Genomic DNA, 13,194 nt, shown 5'->3' with positions numbered 1-13,194 from the left:
ACGCTGATTTTAAGATAAAAGGAAAATGGAAACGGTGTTTCAGAAATAATCTGTGCTGTTTCTCATAATATTGTTATCAAGGCGTTAAGCCATGATGACAACTTGTGGCGGCAGGTGATAGACCTGCCGCCATTTGCTTATTTCTGCAGCGCCTGGCTGAGGTCGGCAATCAGGTCTTTGGGATCTTCAATCCCGACTGACAGACGGATCAGCTGCGGCACAATGCCGTTTGCCAGGCGTTGCTCCAGCGGAATCGAGGCGTGCGTCATGCTGTAAGGTTGGCTCACCAGACTTTCCACGCCGCCGAGGCTTTCCGCGAGGGTGAACAGCTTCAGGCTGCGTATCACCTCGGTGGCGCGTTGCGCATCGCCTTTGACCACGACAGAAATCATCCCGCCGGGCAGGGCCATCTGCGTACGGGCAAGCTGATATTGCGGATGTGATTCCAGGCCGGGATAGAACACCTTTTCGACCAGAGGATGCTGATCGAGCCATTGCGCAATCGCCAGCGCGTTGGTGCTGTGCTTTTCGACCCTCAACGCAAGCGTGCGAATACCGCGCAGCGTCAGGAAGCTGCTGAACGGATCCAGTACGCCGCCCACCGCGTTTTGCAGATAGCCCAGCTTATCCGCCAGTTCCTTGTTGTCCCCGACAATCGCCAGCCCGGCCACCACGTCAGAATGGCCGTTCAGGTATTTGGTGGCGGAGTGCACCACAATGTCGAAACCCGACTCCAGCGGACGATGAATAACCGGCGACGCGAAGGTGTTATCCGCCACGCTGATGACGTTATGACGACGGGCGATTGCCGCGATGGCCGCCAGATCCGCCAGCTTCAGCAGCGGGTTGGTTGGCGTCTCGACCCACACCATGCGGGTGTCCGGGCGAATGGCGGCCTCAAGCCCGGCTAAGTCGTTCGGTTTAACCCAGCTGACCTGCAGGCCGGTGCTGCGCTTGCGCACGTTCTCGATCAGACGGTATGTGCCGCCGTATACATCATCAATAGCGACGATGTGGCTGTCTTTATCCAGCAGTTCGAGCACCGTGGAGATGGCCGCCAGACCGGAGGCAAAGGCGTAGCCGCGCGTGCCGCCTTCCAGTTCGGCAATCGCCGTTTCCAGCGCATGGCGGGTAGGGTTGCCGCTGCGGGAGTACTCATAACCGGTATGCTCGCCGGGCGCGGGTTGCGCAAAAGTCGAGGTGGCGTAAATCGGCGGCATGACGGCGCCGTGCTGGTCGTTAAACTCGCCGCTGTGGACGCTCAGGGTAGCCAGGTTTTTCATCATCTATTCCTTTATTGCTGAAGACGGTTGCGCCAGGCGGTCAGAACGTCGCTGCGCGTAATCAGACCGAGAAAACGGTCGTTGTCATTAATCACGGCCACCAGACCGCGGTCGAAGATGGCGTTCAGGGCGCTTTCCGGGGCGTGTTTATCCAGGAACTCCACCTGACGCGTCATGGCTGCCGTCACCGGAAGCGCGAAGCGATCGCCGTCGCCGCCGATGTGCCGCAGGAGATCCCACTCGTCGATAATGCCCACCACCTTGCCGTTCTCCAGCACCGGCAGCTGGGAGATGTCATACAGGCGCATCCGTGCCAGGACGGTGGAGAGCGTGTCGTCCGGGGCGGCGGTGACGGTGGCGCCTTCATCGTGGCGCAGGGCAATGTAGTCAGAGAGATCGCCGGCCTGGGGGCGCGTGATGAGTCCCTGCTGACGCATCCAGTCATCGTTGAACATCTTCGAGAGATATTTATTGCCGCTGTCGCAGGCGAAGGTCACCACGCGCTTCGGCGCGGTCTGCGCCTGGCAATACTTCAGCGCGGCCGCCAGCAGCGTGCCGCTGGAGGAGCCCGCCAGAATGCCTTCCGTTTTCAGCAGCTCGCGCGCGGTGATAAACGCTTCCCGGTCGGTGATACGCCAGGCGCGATTCACCCCTTCAATGTGGGCCAGCGGCGGAATAAAGTCTTCGCCAATACCCTCAACCAGCCAGGAGCCCGCATCGTGGTAGCGTCCGGTCTCCACCTGGTCGGCCAGAACGGAACCGGCCGGATCGGCCAGGACAAACTCCGTGTGTGGAGAGTGCTCGGCGAACCATGCCTGCAGGCCGCCCAGCGTGCCGCCTGAGCCGACGCCCACCACGATGGCGTCGATTTTGCCGTCAAGCTGTTCATACAGTTCCGGCGCCGTGGTGGTGCGGTGCGCCAGCGGGTTGGCTTCGTTATTGAACTGGTCGATGTAAAACGCGCCGGGCAGTTCGTTCGCCAGACGCTGGGCGTAATCCTGGTAATAGGCAGGATGGCCCTTGTTGACGTCGGAGCGGGTCAGCACCACCTGGGCACCCAGCGCGCGCAGGTGGAAAATCTTCTCGCGGCTCATTTTGTCCGGCACCACCAGGATCAGCGAGTAGCCTTTCTGGGCGGCGATCAGGGCCAGACCGAGGCCGGTATTGCCCGCCGTGGCCTCAATAATCGTGCCGCCCGGCTGCAGCTGCCCGGTGCGTTCCGCTTCGTTAATCATCGACAGCGCAACGCGATCCTTAATCGAACCGCCCGGATTCTGGTTCTCCAGCTTCAGGAACAGCGAGCAGGGACCGGTATCAAGCTTATGCAGCTGGATCAGCGGGGTACGACCAATCAGTTCAGTGACGGAGTGATAAATCGTCATGATGTTTTCCTTTCTGGATGTCATGACGGGATGATAGGGCGGTGAAATTTTCTCAATAAAGAACCATTCACTGCTCTTTAGATCAGAAAGGAATATAAATGTCATTTTTGGAAGTCAGGACAGCAAGACGTAAAGTTGTCTGGATGTGAGGATGGCTATATTGGCATGAAATGCTGAAAAAATGACCATTTTTCGCGGGCATTCGCCAGCAGATATGCATCCGGCAGATAATCATTGCTGAAATTGGTCTAAATGCATCCCACCCGGTAAATCCGCTGTTTATTTCCGAAAGTTATAACAAATTCTTTTTTGTTCATTTAAAAGCTGATAACGCCTGTTTACTATCGTTTGGACATCCATACTGCTAAACCGCCATGAGCGGCACGGATAACGAATAAGAATGATTGTACTGAGCAATATTTCGAAGGTTTTTGACAACGGAAAGGTGGCACTCACAGCCGTTGATAACGTCAATTTGACGATAGCACAGGGACAGATATACGGGATTATCGGTTACAGCGGGGCAGGTAAAAGCACGCTGATTCGTCTGCTCAACGGCCTGGAAAAACCCAGCGCCGGTAGCGTCACCATTAATGGACAGGACATTTCGGCGGCAAAAGGTGAAGCGCTGCGTCAGGCGCGCCTGAAAATCAGCATGGTGTTTCAGCACTTCAACCTGCTGTGGTCGCGCACGGTAAATGAAAACATTGCTTTCTCGATGCAGATTGCCGGCGTGCCAAAAGCAAAAATCACCGCCCGCGTCGCCGAGCTGGTGGAGCTGGTCGGCCTGAAAGGTCGCGAGCATGCCTACCCGTCTCAGCTCAGTGGCGGCCAGAAACAGCGCGTCGGCATCGCCCGTGCGCTGGCTAACAACCCTGACGTGCTGCTCTGCGATGAAGCCACGTCCGCGCTTGACCCGCAGACCACCGATCAGATCCTCGATCTGCTGCTGGATATTAACCGCCGGTTCAAATTGACCATCGTGCTGATCACGCACGAGATGCACGTGGTGCGCAAAATCTGCGACCGCGTGGCGGTGATGGAGAACGGTAAAGTCGTGGAAGAGGGCGACGTGCTGAGCGTCTTTACCCATCCGCAGCAGCCGATTACGCAGCAGTTTGTCCGTCAGGTGAGCCAGTACGCTGAAGAAGAAACGTTCAATACCGAACTGGCAAACGATCTGGAAGGCACGGTCATCAGACTGACCTTCACCGGGCACAGCACGCATAAGCCGATCGTGGGTGAACTGACCCTGCGCTATGGCCTGCCGTTTAACATCCTGCACGGGAAAATGACGCAAACCGCCCACGGCGTGTTTGGCCAGCTCTGGGTACATGTAGTGGCATCCGATGAACAACTGAACAATATCCTCGCCGACCTGAAGCACAGCGATATTGAAGGCGAGGTGATTAAACATGGCTGAGGATCTCTTTCCGCATCTCAAGTGGGACCAGCTCTGGGCGGCGACGCTGGAGACGCTGTACATGACCGCGCTGTCCGGCGTGGCGACTTTTGTACTGGGTATCGTGCTGGGTCTGGCGCTGTTTTTAACCGCACGCGGCGGGCTGTTCCACAACCGCACGGTCTACAGCGTCATTTCGATTGTGGTGAACGTGTTCCGCTCGATTCCGTTCATCATTCTGATTGTCCTGCTGATCCCGTTCACCAAGACCGTCGTCGGCACCATCCTTGGTGCCAACGCGGCGCTGCCGGCGCTGATTGTGGGTGCCGCACCGTTCTACGCACGCCTGGTGGAGATCGCCCTGCGTGAAGTGGATAAAGGCGTTATAGAAGCAACGCGCTCGATGGGCGCACGACTGAGCACGTTAGTGTTTCGGGTTTTACTGCCGGAATCATCACCTGCACTGGTATCAGGTATTACGGTGACGCTCATTGCGCTGGTGAGCTACAGCGCAATGGCGGGGGTGATTGGCGCCGGTGGGTTGGGAAATCTGGCTTATCTGGAAGGATTCCAGCGCAACCATGGTGACGTCACGCTGGTGGCAACGGTGACCATTTTAATCATCGTTTTCATTATCCAGTTCTGCGGCGATGTCATTACTTCACTGTTAGATAAACGCTAATAAATACACACAGGAACCACATCATGAAAAAGACACTGACACTGATCGCCGCCGCAACCCTGAGCGCCCTGAGCTTCGCTTCCTGGGCTGACACCCTGACCGTGGGCGCATCCAACACGCCGCACGCCGAAATTCTGGAGCAGGCAAAGCCGATTCTGGCGAAGCAGGGGATCGACCTGGAGATTAAACCGTTCCAGGACTACATTCTGCCGAACACCGCGCTGGCGGGTCATGACATCGACGCGAACTATTTCCAGCACATTCCTTACCTGAACAGCGTGCTGAAAGATCATGCGGGCGATAAAGACTACGATTTTGTCAGTGCGGGCGCGATCCACATTGAGCCAATCGGCATCTACTCCAAAAAATACAAGTCGCTGAAAGACCTGCCGGAAGGCGGCAAAATCATCATGCGTGACGCGGTTTCTGAAGAGGGGCGTATTCTCTCTATCTTCGAAAAAGAGGGCGTGATCAAGCTGAAGCCGGGCATCGATAAAGTGACCGCACGCATCAGCGATATCGTCGAGAACCCGAAAAAGCTGAAGTTCACGCCTAACGTTGAAGCGTCTCTGCTGCCGCAGATGTACAACAACAACGAAGGCGACGCGGTGGTGATTAACGCCAACTATGCGATTGACGCGGGTCTGGATCCGGTTCACGACCCGATTGCGGTTGAGAGCGGTGAAAACAACCCGTATGCCAACATCATCACCGTGCATCGCGGTGACGAGAAGAAGAAAGACATCGTCGCGCTGGTGAACGTGCTGCACTCAAAAGAGATTCAGGACTGGATCCGCACCAAGTACAAAGGCGCGGTCATTCCAGTAAACAACTAATTTACTGATTTTACAGATGAAGCCCGGCGAGTCTCTCGCCGGGCTTCTTTTTTGTATCCGGCTGGAGAATCATTTAAGCTCAACGTTTAACAGGCAATGGAGTGATGACGATGGGTAACGTGACCAAAGATGAAGCGCTGTACCAGGAGATGTGCCGGGTGGTCGGGAAGGTGGTGCTTGAGATGCGTGATTTAGGGCAGGAGCCAAAGCATATTGTCATTGCCGGAGTCCTGCGTACCGCGCTGGCGAACCAGCGCGTGAAACGCAGTGAATTGACAACCGAAGCGATGGAAACGGTAGTTAAAGCGCTGGCCGGGTAAAGCGCCAGCGCTTTGCAAGCTGCTCGAGCGAGCAGCAGAGCAGGTAGTAGACCACGCCCGTAAAGATAAAAATGGCCGCCGGGTAGATTTGCACCCGGTTGTTGACCTGTCCCGCCACCGTGGTCAGTTCCGGTACGTTCACGATAAACGCCAGCGACGTATCCTTCAGCAGGCTGATAAAAATCCCCACCAGCGACGGCAGAATGTTCCTCAGCGCCTGCGGCAGCAGCACGCGCCACAGGGTTTGCTGCGTGCTGAATCCCTGTGACAGTGCGGCTTCGTACTGCCCGGACGGTAGCGCATTAAGTCCGGCCAGTACCGAGTGCATTACGGTAGCCGCCGTAAACCAGGCCAGCGCCAGCGTGACGGTCAGCGCCCCCGGCAGATCGCCCCCGGTAATGAGCGGCAGGAGATACCACATCCAGAAAATTACGAAGATGAGCGGGATACCGCGAATCAGCTCTGCCCACAAAAAGAGGGTCTTGCGCACGAGCCCGGTAAAGCGCCAGGCCAGACACGCGAGCACTATCCCACCGGGCAGAGCAATGACGGCGGCCCCAATCGCCATCATCAACGAGAGCAATACGCCCCCCGGTTCACCCGTTGCCGCGCGTCCCCACAGCAGATAATCGAGGTTATCGGTGATGACATTAAGTCCGGCAATCATGTTTTTCACTCCCTGAGGTGGCGACGTTTGGGCGTTTACGTTTCGCTTCAGGTCCAATGCGAACCAGCACCATCCCCATGACCAGGCCGGTCAGCAGATAGAGTGCGGTTCCGAAGGTAAATGCTTCCAGCGCGTGCGCGTTATAGCTCTCAATCTGCCTGACCTGATAGGTCAGCTCGGCGAAGCCAATCCCGCTGGCGAGCGAGGAGAGCTTCATCAGATTAAGGTACTGGCCAACGACCGGCTGCCAGGCGTTGGCCAGCCCCTGCGGCAGCAGGATGTAGCGAAACAGGCGCCACGCGGAGAATCCCTGAGCGAGCGCCGCCTCCCGCTGTCCGGCAGGTACGGAACGTAAGCCCGACTCCACCTCTTCAATTAAAAACGCCGAGGTAAAGACACCCAACCCCCAGGCAGAACATAAAAATTCGGGCGTAAACCACCAGATGTCGCCGGGCAGAATTGACCAGCTGTGATCCGCGTTCACCGCGTCGCGGAACGCCTGCGGTAGACCGTTCCAGGCGGCAAAATACCAGAACAGCAGCTGCACCAGCAGCGGCGTATTGCGAAACAGCGACACCCAGCTGCTAACGACCGCGTTCCCGAGGCGTCCGCCGGAAAGGCGCAGAAGCATAAAGAGCAATGCGAGCAGGCTTGCCAGCATCATCCCGGCAAGCGTTACCCACAGGGTGGTGAGGAATCCGGAGAGTATCCACTGCAGAGGCTGTCCGGTCAGTACCCCCTGCCAGTCGAGCGCGGGCATTACAGATGCTCCTGATGCAGCGGGTTGAGCACCTTTTGCAGGAACCGCTGCGCGCGCGGATGCGAGGGCCGACTGAAAAATTGCGCCGGCGGCGCAATTTCCAGAATTTGCCCCCCGTCGATAAAGACGACTCTGTCGGCAATCTCCCGGGCGAACTGCATCTCATGGGTTACGACAATCATCGTGATCCCGCTGTGGGCGAGGGCTTTCATCACAAACAGCACTTCACCAATCATCTCCGGATCCAGCGCCGAGGTGGGCTCATCGAACAGGATGATTTGCGGTGAAGAGGCCAGGGCACGGGCAATCGCGACGCGCTGCTGCTGCCCGCCGGAAAGCTCTGCCGGGAAATGGTGGGCTTTTTCCAGCATTCCGACCTTCTCCAGCAGGGCCAGCGCGCGCGCCTGGGCAGGCTGTGGCTTCCAGCCGTGAACGTGCTCCAGTGCCAGGGTGATGTTCTGGCTGGCGGTGAGATGGGCGTAAAGATTGAACTGCTGGAACACAAACCCCACGCGGCTACGCAGCTGACGCAGCCCGGTACCGGAGAGCTTTCCGGTAGGCTTGTTATCGATCAGAATCTCCCCGCCGCTCAGGGTTTCAAGCTGGTTGATGAGACGAATCAGGGTGGATTTACCGGAACCCGACGGGCCGAGGATGGCGACCACTTCACCGGGGGTGATGGTGAGATTAATGTCGTTTAAAACCTGATGGTCACCGTAGCGTTTGTCCACATGACGAAACTCGACGCTGGCCTGTTCCAGATGTGAAAAATCCGCGGCACCGGCCGCGGAGTGTGAAAATAAACCTGAGAGCATAATTATCTGGCTTCTATTTTAAAGCCGCGAGGCTGTGGGGCAGGGGTGCCTGGACCAAACCAGACGTCGTAGATTTTTGCTGCCTGACCGTTCTTCTCGAGATTAACCAGCTCGTCGTTAACGGCCTTCAGCAGCGCCGTTTCACCTTTCTTCACCCCAACGCCAATCTCTTCTTTACTGAGCAGATCGGGCAAGATTTTGAAGTTCGCTTTATCCGGCGCCTGCGCCAGCAGACCGGCCAGAATGGTGCTGTCCTGGGTAATGGCCTGGACGTTGCCATTGCGCAGCGCGGTCAACGCCAGGGGAATGTCGTCATAAGAGAGGACGCGGGACTGCGGGAAACGCTGGTGCAGCGCCTGCTCGCCCGTCGTGCCTTTGACCGCGCCAATGCGCGCCCGGCTATAGTCATCGAGCTTGTCCGGTGATTTCACCGGAACGAGGAACTGCTGGCCGGTGACGAAGTAAGGCGTCGAGAAATCAATCACCTGCGCGCGTTCCGGGGTGATGGTGATATCTGCCACGATCAGGTCTGCTTTCCCGGACTGCAGCAGCGGAATACGGTTGGCCGGATTGGTGGCAACCAGTTCAAGCTTCACGCCGAGCGATTTTGCCAGCGCTTTGGCGAAGTCCACGTCGTAACCCACGATCTCGTGCGTTTTGGCATCAATCGAGCCAAACGGCGGGTTGGCGTCAAACGTGGCCACTTTCACCACCCCTGCGGCCTTAATATCCGCCAGCTGATCGGCCTGTGCCTGCGCTGAAAGCAGGCTCCCCGCCGCCAGTAATCCCAGAACCAGTGTCCGTTTGGTAAACCCTTTCATATTTGCTGCCATAGTCATACGCCATCCCGTTGTTTTTGTTTTACCCCGCTACGCTCCCATAAGCGAAAGCTATCGCCAAATAAGAAATCGTTCTTTGCTTTGAGCAAAAAAGCATTAGTGAACAAGGTGTTAATGAAGCGTGAAAAGAACGGGAGGCTATTTGCAAATCCTGCACATGGACAGTGGATTTTGGTATTTCACCCGCGCGTCATTTGAGTGCTTAACTGAGGTCAGACACGGCGAGAGAGGGTAAGACGATGAAAAAGTGGATCAGCACGTTACGGCGGTTTTTTGCGACCCGACCAGTGAATGCGGAGAACAGCGCGCAACGTGTTCTTGAGTCAATACTGCCTGTCGCCAGCCTGTATGGCGTGGACGTTGCCAACATTGACCCGGAGTGGTTCCATGATAAAACGTCACGCTGAACTGCGCCGCACGCGCGAAACGTACTGGAACGAGGTGTGCGTGACGTTTAACGAGTGAAATAAAAAAGCACCGGTTTCCCGGTGCTTTTTTATTAGATCTTGCAGGCGTCGCCGCAGTCGTCGTCGGCGACAATCGCCTGCGCTTTTTTATCCGCGTCGTCCAGACGTTCCGCATTACGCTCTTCTGCTTCATCCAGACCGTTAAAGACTAAATTATCGAGATCAATTTCCATGTTGCACCTGCTCTGTTCAGTTTTCGATACTGGCACAGTATAGGGCAAAAAAAGCCAGCAATGTACCTCGCAGCACATAAGGATAATCCCTGCCATACTCAGTGCTTTATCGCTGAGGAGAGCACATGATTACACTCTGTAAAACCTGCGGAACGGCTTACGATACACAGCCTGAGAAATGCCCGATCTGCGAGGATGAACGCCAGTATGTACCCATCACGGGGCAGGCGTGGACCGATCTCGATACCGTCACCGCCACGCATAGCAACAAATGGCAGCAGCTGGAGCCGCGATTGTTTGGGATCAAAACGGTCCCGGCGTTTGCGATCAATCAGCGGGCGCTGCTGCTGCAAACGCCCCACGGCAATATTCTCTGGGACTGTATCGCCAACCTCGAACCCGCAACCAAAACGCTCATTACCGCCCTAGGCGGCATCAGCGCGATTGCGATTTCACATCCGCACTATTACACCACGATGCAGGAGTGGGCTGCGGCGTTTGATGCGCCGGTGTACCTGCACGCCAGCGACAGCGAGTGGGTGATGCGCGACAGCCCGGCCATTCATTTCTGGGAGGGGGATGCGCTGGAGATTTTCCCGTCAGTCACCTTGCTGCGTCTGGGGGGGCATTTTGCCGGGGGAACGGTGCTGCACTGGCAGGAGGGGGACGGGGTACTGCTGGCGGGCGATATTCTGCAGGTCACGCCGGGTAAAGACGCCGTCTCGTTTATGTGGAGCTACCCGAACTATCTTCCGCTGCCGGCCCGCACCGTGGCGTCGGTCGTGAATCATCTGGAAGGCAGAACGTTTGAACGTCTGTACGGCGCGTTCGAAGGGCAGAACATCCTCGCTAACGCGGACGAAATTGTGCAGCGCTCGGGCCAGAAATATATTGCTTGTCTGAAGTAAACCACGATGGGTAAACTTTACGAGTGTGATCTCGATCATACCTAAACTAAAACAGATAAAAGAGACATTGCTATGCAACATATCATTGAAGGTTTTCTCAGCTTTCAAAAAGAGATTTTCCCGCAACGTAAAGAACTCTTCCGCAGTTTAGCGTCCAGCCAGAATCCCAAAGCGCTGTTCATCTCATGCTCCGACAGCCGTCTGGTCCCGGAACTTGTCACCCAGCAAGAGCCAGGACAACTCTTTGTCATTCGTAATGCTGGCAACATCGTGCCGCCGTTCGGACCCGAGCCTGGCGGTGTGTCCGCTACCATCGAATACGCCGTTGTGGCGCTGGGCGTCACGGATATCGTGATTTGTGGTCACTCCAACTGCGGCGCGATGAAGGCGATTGCCGATAACGCGAACCTGGAGCCGATGCCTGCCGTGTCACACTGGCTGCGCTATTCCGACGCGGCGAAAGCCGTGGTGGAGAAAAAAACCTGGGATAAGCCGATCGATAAGGTCAATGCGATGGTGCAGGAGAACGTGTTTGCGCAACTGAGCAACATTAAGACCCATCCTTCCGTCGCGGTGGGCCTGCGTAATAACTCCATCCGACTGCACGGCTGGGTGTACGACATTGAAAGCGGCGAAATCCTCGCCCTGAATAAAGAGACGAAAACCTTCGTTTCGCTGTCGGAAAACCCGGAAGTCTTCTTCGAGTAATCCGCGACAGCAGGGCACGGATGCCCTGTCAGTTTTCAAAATAGGGCAATCTCCGCCGCACCCCCGACGCGGGTTTTTCCGCCGCTTGCGCCATCGCCTCTGCAATCTCTGCACACTCCGCCAGCCCCTGAACGAAGGGACGATCGTGCATCAGCCAAGGTATCGCACCGAAGGTGATGCGCCCGCGAACGGTGTCAGGCGCTTTTAAGGTGTAATCCTCGCCGATATCGGGTATCTCATCGCCGGTCGCTTCCAGCTGTTTTCGCAGCGTCGGGAAGGGCAGATCTTTCGTTTTGAGCGGCTTTTGCCCGCGCGCATCAATAAAAACGTCGAAGCGGTAAACGGTCTCTTTTGTGGTTATCACCGTTTGATCTCTGCCAACATCCAGCGTGTAGTCGTCACCGAGCGCGGCCACGCTGATGATGCCGGCTTCGCGAAGCGCGAGCAGCCTGCGGATAGACTGCGGAGGGATGGCGGCATAGTTGTCGATAAATACCCGAGCCAGCCCCTGTTTGAAGCGTTCAACGTCTCGATCGGTGAGATGGGGAACGATCTCCTGAACCACTTCATGCAGCCGAAGCACGGTATAGCGCCAGGCCACGGTACGGCGTTCGCGTTTATTTTTCTCAACTTCTTTCAGGTTATCTTCCGCCCAGGTAAAGGGACCGTGCCGTTTACGATCCTCAAACCATGCCTCACGAAGGGTGTCCGCATTCAGCGTATGCAGAGACATTTTCTCGCTCCACGCAGGGTCAGCGAGCTGAAGCTCTTTGACCATCAGGACAAAGATACGATCGAGCAGGCCATCCGGTCCTTTGGCAACCTCGCTTTCCACCACGCGTTCGGTCAATACCGACAGCGGCTCGTAAGGAATAGGGCAGTAAAAATCGGCTTCCGGCAGAATGCCTGTCCGGGACATCAGGACAATCTTCAGCGCCTCGCAGCCTTTATTCAGCACAAATTTATCATCGCGAAACGCACCGTGCTGCATTACGACCGCCATGGCCGCGTCGAGACCGCTTAACGATGTCCCCATAATACCGACGCGACAGGGAGGAATACTGGCGTCCATCAGACCGGACCACGGGCTGGGGAAGAACGTGCGCGTGGCTTCATCCTCCTCTGGCCAGACGTGGCCGGTGGCGATAACCGCGAGGTCGAAGCGTTCAGGAAAGGCGCTGCCGTTGACGGAAAGCGTAACGCCTTCTTTCGAGGGCACGATATCGGTGACCTGGGCGGATTTATGGACATCAACCTGAAATCCCCGTTTTTTCGCCTCTTTTACGATGGACCGAAAGCTGTCGCGGAAATACTCACCCAGCAGGAGCCGGGGCAGGAACTGTCGGTCATGCAGGCGGGCTTTATCAACCTTAAAGCGTGCCAGATGGGCTTCGCTCTGGCCCTTGAGCCAGTCGAGGTAGGTCATAAAAATGGGCGGGATTTCAATACTTGCGATATTTGCCAGCATCAGACGAGAGTTATCGTCGTCGTTATAGGGCATACCCACGCCCGCTTCATCACTTTGTTCAAAGACGGAGACCGAAAGCGGCTGCGGGTTTTTAAGAAGGGCGTAAAAGGTATAAATCCCTGTTGGGCCGGAACCGATAATGGCGATTTTCTTCATCGACGGTTGTCCTCTCTTTTTTCCATGAGAAAAGCGTAGCAGGAGAACAGTAATGAAAATGAAGGATTAGGAAAATTCAGGCTATCAGAGGAGAATTTGCACCATTTCAGGACTGAAATGGTGCGTCCGAGTGGACTCGAACCACCGACCCCCACCATGTCAAGGTGGTGCTCTAACCAACTGAGCTACGGACGCAGAATGGTGCGTTCAATTGGACTCGAACCAACGACCCCCACCATGTCAAGGTGGTGCTCTAACCAACTGAGCTATGAACGCAACGTGTTGTCGGTGACAACGGGGACGAATATTAGCGGCACAGCACCGAGGT

The 13,194-nt window shown here is 56.3% G+C and carries 15 protein-coding genes and 2 tRNA genes; 7 read left to right on the top strand and 10 right to left on the bottom strand.

From position 1 onward, the window contains the following. Window positions 1-137: 137 nt before the first annotated feature. Entirely contained in the window at window positions 138-1,283 is a 1,146-nt protein-coding gene (locus ACDO57_RS08255) for a PLP-dependent aspartate aminotransferase family protein (protein WP_370884119.1), read from the bottom strand. Window positions 1,284-1,294: 11 nt separating this feature from the next. Continuing rightward, complete coding sequence (locus tag ACDO57_RS08250; protein ID WP_061715427.1) at window positions 1,295-2,665, bottom strand: cystathionine beta-synthase; 1,371 nt, start codon at window positions 2,663-2,665, stop codon at window positions 1,295-1,297. A gap of 400 nt (window positions 2,666-3,065) precedes the next feature. Between ACDO57_RS08250 and ACDO57_RS08245 the strand changes: the two genes are divergently transcribed. From ACDO57_RS08245 to fumD, 4 genes are all read left to right on the top strand, one after another. After that, window positions 3,066-4,088 carry a methionine ABC transporter ATP-binding protein gene (locus ACDO57_RS08245; RefSeq protein WP_148769568.1) on the top strand — a complete coding sequence of 341 codons (1,023 nt, stop codon included), beginning with the start codon at window positions 3,066-3,068 and terminating at the stop codon, window positions 4,086-4,088. After that, window positions 4,081-4,749 (top strand): methionine ABC transporter permease, encoded by a 669-nt coding sequence (locus ACDO57_RS08240; RefSeq protein ID WP_024909382.1) that lies wholly within the window; start codon window positions 4,081-4,083, stop codon window positions 4,747-4,749. Before ACDO57_RS08245 ends, ACDO57_RS08240 begins: the two co-directional genes overlap by 8 nt. A 23-nt stretch (window positions 4,750-4,772) precedes the next feature. Further along, the gene (locus tag ACDO57_RS08235; RefSeq protein ID WP_008500616.1) at window positions 4,773-5,585 is read left to right on the top strand and encodes a MetQ/NlpA family ABC transporter substrate-binding protein; all 813 of its coding nucleotides are present in this window, start codon (window positions 4,773-4,775) and stop codon (window positions 5,583-5,585) included. A gap of 110 nt (window positions 5,586-5,695) precedes the next feature. Next, complete coding sequence (gene fumD / locus ACDO57_RS08230; protein WP_008500615.1) at window positions 5,696-5,905, top strand: fumarate hydratase FumD; 210 nt, start codon at window positions 5,696-5,698, stop codon at window positions 5,903-5,905. Here the strand turns inward: fumD and ACDO57_RS08225 are convergent. The 4 genes from ACDO57_RS08225 to ACDO57_RS08210 are packed head-to-tail and all read right to left on the bottom strand — an operon-like array spanning window position 5,886 to window position 8,980. Then, window positions 5,886-6,572, bottom strand: a complete 687-nt coding sequence (locus tag ACDO57_RS08225) for an amino acid ABC transporter permease (protein WP_024909381.1) — start codon at window positions 6,570-6,572, stop codon at window positions 5,886-5,888. The genes fumD and ACDO57_RS08225 overlap by 20 nt on opposite strands. After that, entirely contained in the window at window positions 6,556-7,332 is a 777-nt protein-coding gene (locus ACDO57_RS08220; RefSeq protein WP_248164191.1) for an amino acid ABC transporter permease, read from the bottom strand. The genes ACDO57_RS08225 and ACDO57_RS08220 overlap by 17 nt, the downstream gene beginning before the upstream one ends. After that, window positions 7,332-8,147 (bottom strand): amino acid ABC transporter ATP-binding protein, encoded by an 816-nt coding sequence (locus tag ACDO57_RS08215; protein ID WP_061715424.1) that lies wholly within the window; start codon window positions 8,145-8,147, stop codon window positions 7,332-7,334. The genes ACDO57_RS08220 and ACDO57_RS08215 overlap by 1 nt, the downstream gene beginning before the upstream one ends. A 2-nt stretch (window positions 8,148-8,149) precedes the next feature. Further along, the gene (locus ACDO57_RS08210; protein WP_196761059.1) at window positions 8,150-8,980 is read right to left on the bottom strand and encodes an ABC transporter substrate-binding protein; all 831 of its coding nucleotides are present in this window, start codon (window positions 8,978-8,980) and stop codon (window positions 8,150-8,152) included. A 245-nt stretch (window positions 8,981-9,225) separates the two neighbouring features. Here ACDO57_RS08210 and ACDO57_RS08205 point away from each other — a divergent pair, with 245 nt between their 5' ends. Beyond that, window positions 9,226-9,393 (top strand): hypothetical protein, encoded by a 168-nt coding sequence (locus ACDO57_RS08205; protein ID WP_014831607.1) that lies wholly within the window; start codon window positions 9,226-9,228, stop codon window positions 9,391-9,393. 92 nt (window positions 9,394-9,485) lie between these two features. On the opposite strand, the gene ACDO57_RS08200 is transcribed toward ACDO57_RS08205, so the two are convergent. Beyond that, entirely contained in the window at window positions 9,486-9,626 is a 141-nt protein-coding gene (locus tag ACDO57_RS08200; RefSeq protein ID WP_003857665.1) for a hypothetical protein, read from the bottom strand. 125 nt (window positions 9,627-9,751) lie between these two features. Between ACDO57_RS08200 and ACDO57_RS08195 the strand changes: the two genes are divergently transcribed. Together ACDO57_RS08195 and ACDO57_RS08190 are read left to right on the top strand one after the other, a co-directional pair. Next, entirely contained in the window at window positions 9,752-10,534 is a 783-nt protein-coding gene (locus ACDO57_RS08195; protein ID WP_370883834.1) for an MBL fold metallo-hydrolase, read from the top strand. 72 nt (window positions 10,535-10,606) lie between these two features. Then, complete coding sequence (locus tag ACDO57_RS08190; protein ID WP_024909376.1) at window positions 10,607-11,242, top strand: carbonic anhydrase; 636 nt, start codon at window positions 10,607-10,609, stop codon at window positions 11,240-11,242. A gap of 28 nt (window positions 11,243-11,270) precedes the next feature. On the opposite strand, the gene ACDO57_RS08185 is transcribed toward ACDO57_RS08190, so the two are convergent. From ACDO57_RS08185 to ACDO57_RS08175, 3 genes are all read right to left on the bottom strand, one after another. Then, window positions 11,271-12,866 (bottom strand): FAD-NAD(P)-binding protein, encoded by a 1,596-nt coding sequence (locus tag ACDO57_RS08185; protein WP_061715422.1) that lies wholly within the window; start codon window positions 12,864-12,866, stop codon window positions 11,271-11,273. 118 nt (window positions 12,867-12,984) lie between these two features. Next, window positions 12,985-13,061, bottom strand: a tRNA-Val gene (locus ACDO57_RS08180). A 4-nt stretch (window positions 13,062-13,065) separates the two neighbouring features. After that, window positions 13,066-13,142, bottom strand: a tRNA-Val gene (locus tag ACDO57_RS08175). Window positions 13,143-13,194 lie beyond the last annotated feature (52 nt).

It is taken from the genome of Enterobacter cloacae complex sp. 2015409, assembly GCF_041365315.1.
Classification (GTDB): Bacteria; Pseudomonadota; Gammaproteobacteria; order Enterobacterales; family Enterobacteriaceae; genus Enterobacter; species Enterobacter pseudoroggenkampii.
The sequence above is the reverse complement of the archived record's forward strand: the minus strand, read 5'-3'. Positions and strand labels throughout refer to the sequence as shown.

Bases quoted from the DNA above. Each gene is read 5' to 3' on its own strand.
- ACDO57_RS08190 (WP_024909376.1), top strand. From the start codon at position 10,607: ATGCAACATATCATTGAAGGTTTTCTCAGCTTTCAAAAAGAGATTTTC.
- ACDO57_RS08205 (WP_014831607.1), top strand. From the start codon at position 9,226: ATGAAAAAGTGGATCAGCACGTTACGGCGGTTTTTTGCGACCCGACCA.
- ACDO57_RS08215 (WP_061715424.1), bottom strand. From the start codon at position 8,147: ATGCTCTCAGGTTTATTTTCACACTCCGCGGCCGGTGCCGCGGATTTT.
- ACDO57_RS08200 (WP_003857665.1), bottom strand. From the start codon at position 9,626: ATGGAAATTGATCTCGATAATTTAGTCTTTAACGGTCTGGATGAAGCA.
- ACDO57_RS08185 (WP_061715422.1), bottom strand. From the start codon at position 12,866: ATGAAGAAAATCGCCATTATCGGTTCCGGCCCAACAGGGATTTATACC.
- ACDO57_RS08245 (WP_148769568.1), top strand. From the start codon at position 3,066: ATGATTGTACTGAGCAATATTTCGAAGGTTTTTGACAACGGAAAGGTG.
- ACDO57_RS08255 (WP_370884119.1), bottom strand. From the start codon at position 1,283: ATGAAAAACCTGGCTACCCTGAGCGTCCACAGCGGCGAGTTTAACGAC.
- ACDO57_RS08240 (WP_024909382.1), top strand. From the start codon at position 4,081: ATGGCTGAGGATCTCTTTCCGCATCTCAAGTGGGACCAGCTCTGGGCG.
- ACDO57_RS08210 (WP_196761059.1), bottom strand. From the start codon at position 8,980: ATGGCAGCAAATATGAAAGGGTTTACCAAACGGACACTGGTTCTGGGA.
- ACDO57_RS08250 (WP_061715427.1), bottom strand. From the start codon at position 2,665: ATGACGATTTATCACTCCGTCACTGAACTGATTGGTCGTACCCCGCTG.
- ACDO57_RS08195 (WP_370883834.1), top strand. From the start codon at position 9,752: ATGATTACACTCTGTAAAACCTGCGGAACGGCTTACGATACACAGCCT.
- ACDO57_RS08225 (WP_024909381.1), bottom strand. From the start codon at position 6,572: ATGATTGCCGGACTTAATGTCATCACCGATAACCTCGATTATCTGCTG.
- fumD (WP_008500615.1), top strand. From the start codon at position 5,696: ATGGGTAACGTGACCAAAGATGAAGCGCTGTACCAGGAGATGTGCCGG.
- ACDO57_RS08220 (WP_248164191.1), bottom strand. From the start codon at position 7,332: ATGCCCGCGCTCGACTGGCAGGGGGTACTGACCGGACAGCCTCTGCAG.
- ACDO57_RS08235 (WP_008500616.1), top strand. From the start codon at position 4,773: ATGAAAAAGACACTGACACTGATCGCCGCCGCAACCCTGAGCGCCCTG.